We start from the raw sequence: 12,817 nt of genomic DNA, 5'->3' as shown, positions 1-12,817 counted from the left end.
TTTGACGGTGATCGGGATTGGTTTGACCTCTGGGTCGCCGCGGCCGTCCGGCAAGTCGATGTCGTCGGCGACCTCGGCGGCCTCCTGCGGGGTCGAGCCGGTGTGCCGGGTCTTGGACCTGTGCCCGAGCACCTACTACGGCCGCAAACGCCGTCCGCCCGCGCCCAGCGCGACGCAGTGCTGATCGAGCAGATCACCGACGTCCATCAGGCCAGTTACGGCACCTACGGCGCCTATCGGGTGCACAAGCAGCTGCGCCGCCAGGGCGTGCAGGTGGCGCGGTGCCGCTGGAGCGGCTGATGCGCGCCCGCGGCCTGCAGGGGTGTGCACCGGCGCGACCGTCGGCGCACCACCACCCCTGACGAGTCGGCGCCGCGACCGCCGGACCTGGTCAATCGGCAGTTCACCGCGGACCGGCCGGATCGGTTGTGGCTGGCCGACATCACCTGTGTGCGTACCTGGGAGGGGTGGGTGTACGTGGCGTTCGTGCTGGACGCCTTCTCCCGCCGCATCGTGGGCTGGCAACTGGCCGACCACCTGCGCACCGACCTGCCGCTGGACGGGCTGGAGATGGCGCTGTGGCAACGCGGCCGCGAACGGCCGGTGCAACCGGGCACCCTGATCCATCATTCCGACAGGGGCTGTCAATACGTCAGCTTCCGCTACACCACCCGGCTGGCCGACCTGGGCGTGACCGCCTCGGTCTGCTCGGTCGCCGATTCGTATGACAACGCGATGGCCGAGTCGCTGAACGCCACCTTCAAGACCGAACTGATCCACCGCCGCATCTGGAGAACCCGCGACCAGGTCGAATACGCCATCGTCGAATGGGTCGGCCGGTACAACCACCGCCGGCTGCACACTGCCATCGGCGACGTCCCACCCATCGAGTACGAGACCGCCTACTACCGTTCCATCAACACACCAGCGCCGACCAGCGCCAGGTACACCGGACCTCACCGAATCCGGTGGACTCCACCTGGTCCAGCCCGCCGCGGTTGCCGCGGGTGGTCCCGGAGAAGCCCGGTCGATGTAGATGCGTTCGGCGGGCACGCCGAGCGCAGGGCAACTGCTCGGTCTGGACGACGGCTCGTGCCGGCCGGCACCGGCCCGTCGCGTTCTGGCCCCGGCCGGTGCGGGCATCAGCGCGTGAACGGCCAGTGCCGCCGCGCCAAGCGTTGCCCCGTTCGCCGCGCGGCGGCGGCCGTCGTGAGGGACTCCAACCCTGCGGGCTGTAGCGGCCTTCAGCCGCCCCCTTTTCCCTCCCAGCCCGGGGTGGGATGGAATGTGGGCCGCAGAACCCATCAAGGGCGCCTATGAGCACCAGCACCCGCGCCCAGGGCAGGCAAGGCGGATGTCTCACGCAGCGGCTTCCGCAAATTGCCATGGACCCAGTGCCATCGGTCGAGTCGAAGGCCGCGCATCTGAAGAACTGCAGCCCCCCGGCAGGGAACTGCCATCGATAGGCACGCAGGATCCAGCAACGGCTGGCTGCTGCAGTTCGGCAGGTCGGGTGTTCCCTCAGCGCTCCAAATCAGCATGACAGGCAGGATGCGACCAGAACAATGTGCTCGCTGGTTCGATCAGCGGCAGCGTCGGCGGGTGCTGGGGACACGGCTCAGCTGATTCGGCGATGAATTTGCTGCTCTCGATGTCGTCGCGGATCCCCGTTGCTTTCGAGGCGCGCCACAGCAGCCGGTTGATGCGCTCAGCACAGTCCGCCCACGGCGTGTCGTCTCCGGTGTCCTGCCCGGTGCACAGACGCTGGTCCGAGCCGGACTCTGCGGGATCGGCTGCAAACAGTGGGCCGTGAAGCAGTCGCGGGTCGGTGCAGTGCCGGGCGGCGCGTAGGAACAGATAGCGCCGCAGCGGCACGCTGACCGCGGGTGGCACCGGCAGCAACCGCGGGGCGGCATTCGGGTCGTCGAGCCACAGGGTCATCGGGTCGTCGGCGTCGGTGGACGCGCCCACGCCGGTCAGATGCTCCAAGCCCAACTTCACCAGGTCCGCGACCGGCCGACCCAGGTAGAAGGATGCGGCCAGCACGGCCGCGATACGCCAGCAGGACTCGTAGCCGCCGTCGTGCGCCTCTTGCAGCGCGAATTCGACGACGACGGCGAAGGCGACGGGCTCCAGGGGCCTGGGCCGGTAGGGGCCGACCAGGTCGATGTCCAGGTGGTCGCCGCTGGCTGGCGGGCGGGGGCGGCGCAGCCCGACGGCCGGATTGCGCCGGCACAAGCGGTGTTCGTGCAGGATCCGGTACCAGGAGGCCAGGACCCGCAGTCTCCGCTCGACCACGAACAGCTGTATCCCCCTGTCATGGGCGCCATCGTCGGTGGTGGCGTGCAGCCAGTCCAGGATCTCTGCGGGGTCGGCCGACAGTGGGTGCTCGCAGCGGTCGAGCCACTCGGCCAGGTCTCGCAGCAATTCGGGGCGATCTTCGGTTCTCCTCGGCAGCGCCCAGCGGGTGGTGAGCTCGATCAGCAGTGAGTGCGTCTGCTGGCAAAGCCCGGATTCCGCATCAGGCAGGTGATCACGGGCAGTCGAAGCGACCTGGCCTGCGACCGCGCGATCGAGTTCGATGAGCCGGCCGCCCAGCGCCACCTGGATCTGCTGGCGCACCTGCTGCTCGAGGGCCGATGACGGTTCAGGCAGGGGTGCGGGCGCAGGAGTGCGAGCCGACATGGTGGCCTTCTTCTCGACGCCGATGGGTCGTTTCCGCAGGCGGGGCGTTACAGCCCGGGCCCAGCCCAGGGTGTGCTCGAGGATGCGGTCGCAGGCCTCGCTGATGCGGGCGGGGCGGCGCCTCATCAGCGGCACTTCGTGCGCTGCTGTCATAGGTGCCGTCACGGCGCCTGGGCGCGGTCGGGTGGCGTCGGGTGCAGCCGGAGCGCAAACATCAGGTCGTCGTGGGGAACCAGCCGTGCCGGCCGTCCGGGCAGGGCACGGGCGTCGGGCGGCCGGGCGGCTCCTTGCCGGGCGAGTGCGTCGACAACGGGGCGTGGGACCATCGGCGGCCCGGGGTAGGGGCCCAGGGCGTGCGCACGGACCGCGGTGACCAGGAAAGGCGCATACTCCTCGGCCAAGGTGACGCTGTCGTTGGTCAAGTCGGTCAACCGCCACTGGGCGCCGCGCGGAAGGGCCTCGATGGCGGGTTCCAGGATGACCCGGTCTCCCTGCCGTATCGGGGTGACGCCTTTGCCGTCCAGCCGCTGCGCCAGCACGGTGATGGTGTCCTCCAGCCGCTGCGGCGTCCATTTGAACGCGCTGCACAGCGCGTGCTCGCTGAGGCTCCCGAACTGGGCCAGGGCGGCGTGCAGCGCGTCGGCGTCCAGGCTGGGGAAGTCACGGTCCTCGCCCTGCAGTTCCGCCTCCCAATCCCCCAGCGGTGGGGTGAGGAGTTCATCGACGGCGACCTCGAGCACCTCGGCGAGGATGACCAGCTGTGCGGCGCTCATCCGGGAGAAGTCGGCGAGGTTGGCCCGGGCGGGTCCGTCCTGATTGAGGGGAAGACGGGTCCGGTCGGCGACCATGTTGGGGTCGAGGTGACGCTGGTCCATGATCCGCTGTATTCGGCGCAGGTCAAGCCGGCGGAACATAGGTTCCCACCTGCCTTCCCGGTGAGAGGTGGAGGTTGTCGTGCAGTGGATCGGCGACCCAGGCGCAGCGCAGGTGCAGATGCCAGTAATCGGGTCGGTCGGGACGCTCGCCCATGGGCGGCCCCCACCGGTGCGATCTGCGGAAACCCAGACCGCACGCCTCAGCGGTCGCCCACACCTCCTGCCCGTGATGACCCAGCCCGAACGGCAGCAGCGGTTCGCCGGGGTCGCCTCCGTCCAGGGCGCTGTAGGCGCGGGCCGCGGCCAGCAGGTCCCGGGCGTGTCGGGGGACCGGAAAGCGCAGCGCGGTACCGGATGAGCGCCATGGGTAGGGCCCCAGCGCAATGGTGGAGGCGTCATTGGCCAGGTCCTGAGCCCGGACGGAGGCCAGATCCGCTGGATCAAGGCCGGTGGCGAGGGTCAAGGCCAGCGCGGCGGACCGGACTGGATCCTGCATTTCGGCCCGAATCTGCTCGGCCACCTGCACGCTGAATGGAAAACCGCCAAACCCTGGGCCGCCCAGGCGTCCCGGGTCGGCGGGTACGGTCAGCAGCAGGCCGTGCAGCAGGAACCCCGCTTGCGCCCCGCGCAGCAGCACCATGCTGTGTGCGGGAGAACTGCTGATGCTCAGCAGCGCCAGCAGGAACTCATCCAGCGCGTTGGGATCTGGCCAAAGCATCGGAAACACAGCCAGCTTGCCGTTTCCTCGCCGGTCCGCGCCCTCGTCCGCACCCTCCGCGCCGCGCGCGTCATCGGTGTCGTCGGCCGCAGCGGCGGACGTCTCCTGGCACTGCCGGGCCTGCACCATGCCGTCCTGATCGGCGCGCCCCTCCTCCTCGCCCGGCCGCCCAGGACACGGGCCGGCCTCCGATGCGGTGCCCGCGTTCCCCTCCTGGACGGTGACCTGGGCGGTGACCGCCTCGGCCACCGAGTCAGGGTCGGGCTGGAGGTTCACCGGATCGGCGGCGGGGCGGTGGGAAGGCGAGGCACCCGCCCGCCCTGCAGATGAGGTCAGGGGCCGGACGTGGTCGCGGTGATACCACTGGCTGCCGGTCAAGAACCCGCACACCGCGTCCATCGCAGCCGCGTACAATAGGTCGGCCTGTGTGAACTCATCGGGCCCAAGGAACCTGCTCAACTGGGCGCGGAAACCGGCCAGCGGCGTCGCCTGCAGGGCGGGCAGCGGCGCCTGCAGGGCGTGCGCCAGCGCCGGACCGGCGTCCGCGGGCAGCTGCGAGGTGCAGTACAGCGGCACCACCGCGGGCGGCGCCGGCCGGGGCCGAAAACGAGCGCGGGCCTTCACGAAGGCTTCCTGCGCGTCTTCGAGCACTGCCAGTGTGGCGGCGGGCAGTACCTGGCGCCAGTCGGCAGGAGGCCGTTCATGCCATACCAAGATCAATGCGGCGCCGGTGTCGGCGGCCAGTTGCACCAGCCGCGCCAATGCGGGCCGGGGCAGCAGATGCCCCCGCAAAACCACCATCTCGCTGATACCCGAACCGCAGATCCAGGCTGCGGCCTGCAGCCAGATCTCCGCCGCGCTGCGCCCATCGTTGCGCGCAGCGGCCGACTTTCCCAATGCGCCCATGAGATCATGGGCCAGGGTGAGCATGCCGCCCACCGCTGGAGTCGGGTGGACCACGATCCGGCCCGCAGCGGGATCATGCAGACTCATCATCGCCTTGACATTGCTGTGCTCGTCGGCGGCGTCCAGGGCGATCGTCACCACCGGCCGGTCGGCTGCCCGCCTCCAGGCGGTCGGCGCCTGCGGCCCGCCGGGGTCGGCCCGCAGCGCCGACTGTGCCCCGGTCTCGGCGGCAGCCGCCGCGTAGACCGCATTCTCCACCACGGTGAACCTCCCGTCGTCCTGGCGAGCCGATCGAAGTCCGGCAGCCGATGCCCCCTCCCCGACACCAACCCCGGGCACTGACCCAGGCACGCACCCGGCAGCGACCCTGACCAGGGATTAGTTCCTGTCCTTGCTGAACACCCACTCCAGCACACCCTCGTCGAGAACGCCGCTGTCCCGACTCTGCATTTCTTCGACCGCCAGGGACGTTATTTTCGCCCAGTCACGGAAGCGGCCATGAGCAGCCCGCTTGTTGATCACGTCGATGTCGGCGGCGGAGACCTTCTCCCACAACGGATGAAAGGCCGGGATGGCGCTTTGCACCTGCTCGCGGGACATGCGGGTGTACTCCTGCCAGATGTAGATCCGGGAGGCCAGCATCGGCTCATTGCTCAGGACCTGGTAGCAGCCGGCGCCGCCGACGAACACGATCGCGATCTGGGTGGTTTCGTGATCCCACAGATGCCGGTAGAGCTCGAAACACTCTCTGGAGAGCCATTGCGCCTCATCGCACACCAGGACACGGAACTGCCGCGACAATTCTTCCTTCAGCAGCCGCGTGAACTCATATGGGCGACGGGGCGGCCGCCCCGGCAAATCCAGTGCCTCAAAAAGCGTATGACGCACGTCCCGCGGACGCGGGTATTCACCGAACGCCATCCGCAAAGTCTGCTGCGGAGCGACGTCGGCAAGGCATTCATTGACCGACAGGGTCTTGCCCACACCGGACTCGCCGTAGACGCACATCATCGCCTGCTTCTCGATCACCCGGGCAAGGTTCTCCTTGGTGACCAGCAGGGCATCGGTGGCAACCACGTTCGCCCCCGGAAGCTTCAGATAGTGGTTTCTTCCCGAAGCTCGCAGCGAGGTCACATGCCCCGGCCTCATCGCCGGCCCCTCTCATCAGACCCAACGTCGTCGCTCTGCTCGCCCGGCCCCTGCTCGCCCGGGTCTTGCCCGCCCGGTTCTCTCTCGTCGGCTTGCTCGGCCGCCGCGAGCACGGGCCTACCGCCGGATTCGGCCTCGGTCCCACGCTGGACCGGCAACACCCAGCCGGGAGCGGGCTCGGGCAACGCGGCCGTACGCGGACGTGCCGCCTTCCGCGGCCGGCCGGTGCCAGCATCGCGCAACCGCACCTCGGCGTCGGCCTCCGCCGACGTCAACGCTCCCAAGCGTTTGGCCGGGCCAGGAGCAGTAAGAGCTGCGAAGCGTTCACGGCGCAGCCGCGCGGCGGCCTTCAATGTCCGCTCCAGCTCGGCAGCTGCCTCGCGACGCGCGCGCAGGATCTGGCGGACCTGTTCTGCAGACGCCTGATCGGACAGGAACGCCCGTCCCAGATGCTCACCCGTGGAGGCGTCGAACACCTCGATCTCATGATCGTGATGGGGCATGTAGCGGATCCTGACCCACTTACCGACGTAATCGCCCATCCAGGGTTCTTCGCTGACATAGTGCCGGCGCTTCCACTTCACGCCCTGGTTGGACACCTTGCGCGGACGGCCGTCATCCTCCAGCAGCATCAGGCTGAGATCCTCGGCCTCAACATGCTCCAACGGAGTGGGGTCATCACGCCACACCTGCTGGGGAGTGCGGTCGCCCAGCACAGGTTTGGGAAGCAGCTCGTTCCACTCGGCGACCCACTCCAACAGCAACTCAACGAACCCCGAGAACGACAGGAGCGGCTCGCTCGGATCGACCGGTTTACCGCCGAGCCGCTTGGGACCGTGCGTGAAGCCCGGCAGTGCGGCAAAGAACATCTTCTCCACGGCACCGTTGACCATCTCCACCGTGCCCTTCAGCCAAGGGCAGTATCCGGGCAGCACATCGACCGGGATCGCGAAGCGTCCCAGTGCCGCCCGCACCGTCCCGCTCAAGAAGTCCTTACCCTGGTCGATCCGCACCGCGTCAGGCAGGCCGCCGAACTCTCCGTAGCGGTCGTTGCACAGAATCGAGGCCCGCGCCGACGCCAAGATCGACTCACGGCTGGGAGACCCCGCTGTGACGGCCAGCCCGCACACCGCGCAGCTGTAGCAATCGATGAACCAGGTGATCCACGGCTGCACCGGCGTCCCATCGACCTCTACCCAGACCGGCGCCTTGACATGATCGGCTTCCCACACCTGGTTTCGGTGGCCCTCGCTCTTGTCCGGTCGCCGCAACCGGATGTCGAACGCCCGTCTGGCCTGTTCGCCATCCCGGATACCGGCACGTATCCCTTGGGACACGTCCCGCCGGATCGCCCGATGCAAGGTTGCCAGGCTAGGCGCCTCCACCCCGCCGCTCCTCTGCTCAGCAACCAGCTCACGATGCAGCGCCGAAGCGTTCCCGCCCCAGAAGGCCAGCCGGGCACGAAGGTCTTCGGTGAGGGTGAACCGGGCGACCGGCAGTCGCTCACAGCGGCCGTCGGCATGCGCCTGCTCCAGCCACCGCCAAACCGTACGCTCGTGCACCGCCACACAAGACGCGACGACCCTCACATGCTCGGTACTCAGATCGCCGCGCTGATCCAGCATCAGCAAACGCCGCACCGCAGCCCGACGCACCTGAGCCAAGGAACCCAGCCTCTCGATCGCCTCAGGGACATCTTGCTCCAAGTCACCCATCGACCTCTCCTGCTGGCGTCTCAGCTACTCCCTCGAAGCACAAGCACCTCCACGATCAGGACAACCGGCCGTCCCGGCCAGTTACCAGAAGGCAATAAAAAACGAACCTCCAATCGCCGTAACATTCGATCAAGATCTCAAAAGGAAGATCATTTCGATCCCGAGATTACTGGCATGGCGTGAGGAGGCGGACGCTGGCAGTCTCATGCAGATCGCCCCTGACTTGCCGTTTCGTCAACCCCGACCAGTAGATTCGTCACGTGTTGCCAGTGGTTTTCGCCACAAGCGCCAGCGCGACCATGCACACTATACATCGGGCGAACATTCCATAAGTACACATAGAGATTTTTTCTGGCCAATATTCGTAAATAGGTATATTCACCCCCCTCGTGTATCGCTCACCCGGCTCGCGTGCTACCGGCGTCGCTCTCACAGCAAGCGCCGCTGTCGCCTCCGGCCCGTCGCTCGGAGAGGGGCGATCATCCGAACGCGCTGTCTTTGCCTGTCTCCGACCACACAACCGGGAGCCGAAGCCCTGGACGTTCATCCGAAATAGTGCGGTTTACCAGGCGCGCGTTCCTCGCGGGAACTCCCTGGACGAAGATGGCTGTGACCTGCTGCCTGACACTCGATGACGAATCGCTACTGGCAGAACGATGCATAGTCGCAGAAGGCCTCGTACGGGTCGCCGACGGCCGCGCGCATGAGCGCGACGCCGGTGCCGCCGACGCCGGAGCCCACAGTCGTCACGCTGGTGGGGCCGGTGGTCGGCGCGGCACCCGGGGACGGTGTGGAGGACGCCGATGCGTTCGGTCCCTCCGACCCGTTCGCGCAGGCGGTGGCGCTGCTGCCGGCGCTGCCGCCCGACGATCCCGGCGACCGCTACGGGCTGCGGGTGCTGACCGCCGCGTGGCTGCGCGGCCAGCGCAGCGACGCCACCCGCCGCGGCTACTACCGCGACCTGGCCGGCTGGCTGGACTACTGCGCGCGCACCGGGCTCGACCCGCAGGCGGCGCGGCGCGCCGATATCGACGACTGGTCGGCGTCCATGACCGTCACCGTCAACGGCCGGTCCCGACCGCCCAGCGCCGCCACCCGGGCGCGGCGGCTGGCGGCGGTGTCGTCCTGGTACACCTACCTGCAGTCCAACGACGCCACCGACCGCAACCCCACCCTGCTGACCAGGCGGCCGAGCAGCGCGCAGATCGCCGCGTCCGCGCGCAAGGCGCCCACTCTCAGCCCCGCCGAGACCGCACGGCTACTGGACACCGCCGAGGGCCGCGGCGTCGAACTGGGCACCGAGGCGGCCTGGCGCGACGCGGCCGTGATCGCGCTGCTGTTTTACACCGCGCTACGCGTCTCGGCGATCACCGGTGCGGACCTGGCGGACCTGGACACCGAGGCCGGATACCGGGTACTGCGCTACAGCGCCAAGGGCAAGGGACCCGACGGCCGCGACTACGTGCGCCTGGACGGCGAACTCTGCCGCGTGCTGGACGCCTACCTGGCCGTCCGCGCCGACCGGTCCCCCGACGGCCTCTGCCCGCCCGGGGCGCTGCTGGTCACCACCCCGCACCCCTACGACGCGGCCAAGCCCGGCGGCAAACGCCTCACCCAGCGCGACGTCACCAACATCCTGCGCCGGCAGGCCGCCCGGGCCGGGTTGCCCACCGCGTCCCGGCTCAGCCCGCACAGCGGCCGCCGCACCGTCATCACCACCCTGCTCGGCAACGGCGTTCCCCTCGCGAAGGTCCAAGACCTGGCCGGGCACGCCGACCCCCGCACCACCCGCGGCTATGACGACACTAACCACAAACTCGCCTCCTCCCCGGTCACCGACCTCACCCGAATCCTCGCCACACACCGCACCCGCGCCGGATCCGGAGATCCGACCTGACCGGCCGTGGACCGACCCGGGCGATGGACGCGGGCTGCCGGGATCACCGACCGCATGCGCGCCAAGCTGGTGATCGGCACCCGGCAGTTCTGGCCGCCACCGTCACCCCGGAGACCGGAGACCGGAAGGAGTCGTTGACCGAGTGACTGATCGCCGGTCAAGAGCGGCCCTCACCACATCGAGGTGACCATGGCTCGTCCGACGCCGCACCCGGCGGCGTCCGGACCGGCTCCTCAGCGGACTCGTTCTCGACGGCGGTGTCGGTCACCTGGCGTCTCCTTGATCATCGGATCCGCCGTTCATCAGACACTCCCGGTCCGGATGATGACCTGTTCGTGCAGGCGGGTCAGGATCTGGTTGAGGGCGAGGAGGCCTGCGGCGATGTGGTCGGCGGCGGGGTAGGACCCGGCGTTGCCCGGCCGCAGCACCAGCGCGGCGGCCGCACCGGTCCCGCCCGGGCCGTGGTCGATGAACGCGGCCCGGGCGGGACCGCGATATCGGGCAAGGGGCGCGGCCGACGCCAACATCACTGCCAGGTCCGCGACGACCTTGCCCGGATCGTGGGGCCTGCGGAGTGCCCCACCGCTTCAACCCAGCGGGAGAGAACGTCAGAACCTGTGGATCGGTTGAGGGGAGCTACTTGTCCGCAAGTGCCAGCTTGATTCCGAAGCTGACCAGGACCGTCCCGGTGATCGCGTCCATGACGCGGTGAACTCTGCCTTGGCGGAGCCAACGGCGGACGATGTGGGTGCCGAAGATCAGCAGGGCGAACCAGGCCAGGCCTTCCAGGTCATGCACGATCGCGAGCGTGATCCCCATGAGCAGGTGAGGGGCGTCCTCGGGGATGAACTGGGGCAGCATCGCCATGTAGAAGACGCCGATCTTCGGATTGAGCAGATTGGTGGTCATTCCCTGCCGCCAGGATCGCACCAGGGTGTCATCGGAAGGTATGGGTCCGGGCTGGTCGAGCGCGTCGCTTGACGTGGTCGAGTCGTGACGCCGGAGACTGCGCCAGAGCATGTCGGCGCCCAGCCAGAGCATGTAGGCGGCGCCGGCCATCTGCAGGGCGGTGTAGATCAGGTGAGACGCCGTGAGCACGGCAGCGGCGCCGACCGAGGCGGCGACGCCCCAGACGAGAGCGCCGGTGTTAACGCCCAGGGCGGTGGCGAAGGCGTGGCGCCGGCCCCGGGTGACGGCGGCGCGCAGCACCAGGGCGGTGTCCATCCCGGGGATGATCGTCAGTATCCCTGCCACGAGGGCGAAAGAGGTGATGGCGGAGAAGGTGGTCACGGGAGGCATCCTTCCGCGCCCGTGGGCACCTCCTGCCGGACGGGGGCGGTGCTCGACTGGTCGGTGATGTCAGGCTGCGGCTTTCTCGGGGCGTTCGAAGCGGGCTCCGGCCCGCACCGGCGCGACGAGGTGGGGTGCGTTGACGGCCCGCCAGCGAGCCCGGGACGGACTGGGAGCCATCGACCACGGAAGGTCGTCCCGGGCACGGGCGTGTTTCCCGGCCTGCGCCCGTCCCGCGAGTTGATCGGGTACGGGGAGACGCCGGCCGCGCCGGGCGCGTTCACGTCCGGCGCCCACGCGTGCCCGGCGGCCAGCGCGGCCGCGGCGAGCGCCCCGTCCGCCCCGCCCCAGCGCTCCCGCGGCATCCGGAAGATCGGGGTCGGCCCGCCGCGCCCGTGGTAGGGCTCGGCGCCGAACTCCTCGTCGTCCTCCAGCCGGGCGAAGTAGGGCAGGACGTCCTCGGGCGACCAGCCGCCGCATCCGGCGGCGGCCCAGTGAGCGAAGTCCTCCACCGGCGGGAGGATCGCGATCTGCCCGTTGACCGACGAGCTGCCGCCCGCGCCCCGGCCGCGCCAGTACGGGGCCTGCGGCTGCTCGTCGGTCCGGGACGAGGTGACGCCCTCGGCGACCGGAACGCGCTGATCGACGACTTCGGCCTGCACATCGGCCGCGCGATGGGCTGGCCTCCGATGGCCGGACGCGCAGCCGCCGTCCTCATGCTCAGCGAGGCGCCCATGACCATGGCGGACCTGCAAGACGCGCTGGAGGCGAGCAAGGGCTCGATGTCGGAGATGACGCGCCTGCTGGTGGAGAGCGGGACCGTCCGGCGGTTCAAGCCGCCGGGCTCGCGCCAGTACGTCTACGAGTGGCGCGACGACGCCTGGGCGGGCTGCCTCCAACATCAACTGGACGCGACGACCGACCTGCTGGCCCTCGCCGAGAGCGCGCACGCCCGGGGCGCCGGCCTGCCCGGACGCCAGCAGGAGCGCCTCCGCGAGATGCACGAGTACTACACCTTCATGGTGCGCAGCCTCGAAGCCCTCCTCGGCCAATACAAGGCATCCCGATAGCGCCCGCCCCCCGCGCCGGTCGCCATCGCCGCCACCGGCGCCGGCCTCGGCCCGGCCCGGACGCTCTCGACGGGCACTTCGCCACCGATCACTTCCGCCACATCGAGAAGGTCCTGGAGTTCATCCTGGCCGAGCCGATGACCATGGCGCTCCTGGATCGATGAAGCGGGCGCGGGCGGCTCCGGCGACGACGAAGGGAGCCGGGCGCCCAGCGTCAGAGCCGAGCCGTTTCTGCTCCTGAGGACTCCTGCTCTCCGCCGTCCGAGAACCTGCCTCGAAAGCGCTTGCCATCTCACGCTTTTCCAGCAGTAGCGGATTCGGGATCTGCGATTTTTGGAGGGCGAGGGACAAGGCGCGCTCGCCCGCGCGAGCAGGACGTGGCGGGTCAAGGGCGGTGGGCGGCTGTGCTTTACGTGACACGGAGTCAACGCGGGATTTTGTTCCATGTCAATGTCCGGCCAGCCGGGGGAACGCGTCGGCAGAGGTTCGCGGGGCCGCGTTCGGCCATTGAC

Annotated in this window: 12 protein-coding genes; 4 read left to right on the top strand and 8 right to left on the bottom strand. The window is 69.2% G+C overall.

Annotated elements, in window-relative coordinates; translation table 11 throughout:
- Positions 1 to 177: 177 nt before the first annotated feature.
- Together HUT06_RS21180 and HUT06_RS21175 are read left to right on the top strand one after the other, a co-directional pair.
- Positions 178 to 300, top strand: coding sequence for an IS3 family transposase (locus tag HUT06_RS21180; RefSeq protein ID WP_176197326.1), 123 nt, complete (start codon positions 178 to 180; stop codon positions 298 to 300).
- A 24-nt stretch (positions 301 to 324) separates the two neighbouring features.
- The gene (locus tag HUT06_RS21175) at positions 325 to 1,320 is read left to right on the top strand and encodes an IS3 family transposase (RefSeq protein WP_176197325.1); all 996 of its coding nucleotides are present in this window, start codon (positions 325 to 327) and stop codon (positions 1,318 to 1,320) included.
- 201 nt (positions 1,321 to 1,521) lie between these two features.
- Here the strand turns inward: HUT06_RS21175 and HUT06_RS21170 are convergent, their stop codons facing one another.
- From HUT06_RS21170 to HUT06_RS21150, 5 genes are all read right to left on the bottom strand, one after another.
- Complete coding sequence (locus HUT06_RS21170; RefSeq protein WP_176197324.1) at positions 1,522 to 2,838, bottom strand: hypothetical protein; 1,317 nt, start codon at positions 2,836 to 2,838, stop codon at positions 1,522 to 1,524.
- 8 nt (positions 2,839 to 2,846) lie between these two features.
- A complete protein-coding gene (locus tag HUT06_RS21165; protein ID WP_176197323.1) occupies positions 2,847 to 3,599 on the bottom strand; it encodes a hypothetical protein in 753 nt (250 codons plus the stop codon).
- The gene (locus HUT06_RS21160) at positions 3,583 to 5,445 is read right to left on the bottom strand and encodes a hypothetical protein (protein ID WP_176197322.1); all 1,863 of its coding nucleotides are present in this window, start codon (positions 5,443 to 5,445) and stop codon (positions 3,583 to 3,585) included. Before HUT06_RS21160 ends, HUT06_RS21165 begins: the two co-directional genes overlap by 17 nt.
- A gap of 117 nt (positions 5,446 to 5,562) precedes the next feature.
- A complete protein-coding gene (locus HUT06_RS21155; RefSeq protein WP_176197321.1) occupies positions 5,563 to 6,318 on the bottom strand; it encodes an ATP-binding protein in 756 nt (251 codons plus the stop codon).
- Positions 6,319 to 6,329: 11 nt separating this feature from the next.
- A complete protein-coding gene (locus tag HUT06_RS21150; protein ID WP_217711368.1) occupies positions 6,330 to 8,048 on the bottom strand; it encodes a Mu transposase C-terminal domain-containing protein in 1,719 nt (572 codons plus the stop codon).
- 703 nt (positions 8,049 to 8,751) lie between these two features.
- Here HUT06_RS21150 and HUT06_RS21145 point away from each other — a divergent pair.
- Positions 8,752 to 9,945 carry a site-specific integrase gene (locus HUT06_RS21145; protein WP_176197320.1) on the top strand — a complete coding sequence of 398 codons (1,194 nt, stop codon included), beginning with the start codon at positions 8,752 to 8,754 and terminating at the stop codon, positions 9,943 to 9,945.
- A 302-nt stretch (positions 9,946 to 10,247) separates the two neighbouring features.
- Here HUT06_RS21145 and HUT06_RS21140 read toward each other — a convergent pair whose 3' ends face one another.
- The 3 genes from HUT06_RS21140 to HUT06_RS44645 form a co-directional block, all read right to left on the bottom strand.
- The gene (locus tag HUT06_RS21140) at positions 10,248 to 10,475 is read right to left on the bottom strand and encodes a hypothetical protein (RefSeq protein WP_176193783.1); all 228 of its coding nucleotides are present in this window, start codon (positions 10,473 to 10,475) and stop codon (positions 10,248 to 10,250) included.
- 106 nt (positions 10,476 to 10,581) lie between these two features.
- Positions 10,582 to 11,235: a LysE family translocator gene (locus HUT06_RS21135; protein WP_217711367.1), complete on the bottom strand. Its 654-nt coding sequence runs from the start codon at positions 11,233 to 11,235 to the stop codon at positions 10,582 to 10,584.
- On the bottom strand, positions 11,232 to 11,897 hold the full coding sequence (locus HUT06_RS44645) for a GMC family oxidoreductase N-terminal domain-containing protein (RefSeq protein WP_254715305.1): 666 nt from the start codon (positions 11,895 to 11,897) through the stop codon (positions 11,232 to 11,234). The genes HUT06_RS21135 and HUT06_RS44645 overlap by 4 nt, the downstream gene beginning before the upstream one ends.
- A 27-nt stretch (positions 11,898 to 11,924) precedes the next feature.
- Here HUT06_RS44645 and HUT06_RS21125 point away from each other — a divergent pair, with 27 nt between their 5' ends.
- Positions 11,925 to 12,305 (top strand): GbsR/MarR family transcriptional regulator, encoded by a 381-nt coding sequence (locus HUT06_RS21125; protein ID WP_254715304.1) that lies wholly within the window; start codon positions 11,925 to 11,927, stop codon positions 12,303 to 12,305.
- The last annotated feature ends 512 nt before the right edge of the window (positions 12,306 to 12,817 follow it).

This window comes from Actinomadura sp. NAK00032 (assembly GCF_013364275.1).
Taxonomy (GTDB): domain Bacteria; phylum Actinomycetota; class Actinomycetes; order Streptosporangiales; family Streptosporangiaceae; genus Spirillospora.
This window is presented reverse-complemented; position numbering and strand designations above follow the sequence as displayed.

What these genes read in the sequence shown, in the direction of transcription:
- HUT06_RS21170 (WP_176197324.1), bottom strand. Translation starts at nt 2,838, where the DNA reads ATGACAGCAGCGCACGAAGTGCCGCTGATGAGGCGCCGCCCCGCCCGC.
- HUT06_RS21165 (WP_176197323.1), bottom strand. Translation starts at nt 3,599, where the DNA reads ATGTTCCGCCGGCTTGACCTGCGCCGAATACAGCGGATCATGGACCAG.
- HUT06_RS21150 (WP_217711368.1), bottom strand. Translation starts at nt 8,048, where the DNA reads ATGGGTGACTTGGAGCAAGATGTCCCTGAGGCGATCGAGAGGCTGGGT.
- HUT06_RS21145 (WP_176197320.1), top strand. Translation starts at nt 8,752, where the DNA reads ATGAGCGCGACGCCGGTGCCGCCGACGCCGGAGCCCACAGTCGTCACG.
- HUT06_RS21125 (WP_254715304.1), top strand. Translation starts at nt 11,925, where the DNA reads ATGGCCGGACGCGCAGCCGCCGTCCTCATGCTCAGCGAGGCGCCCATG.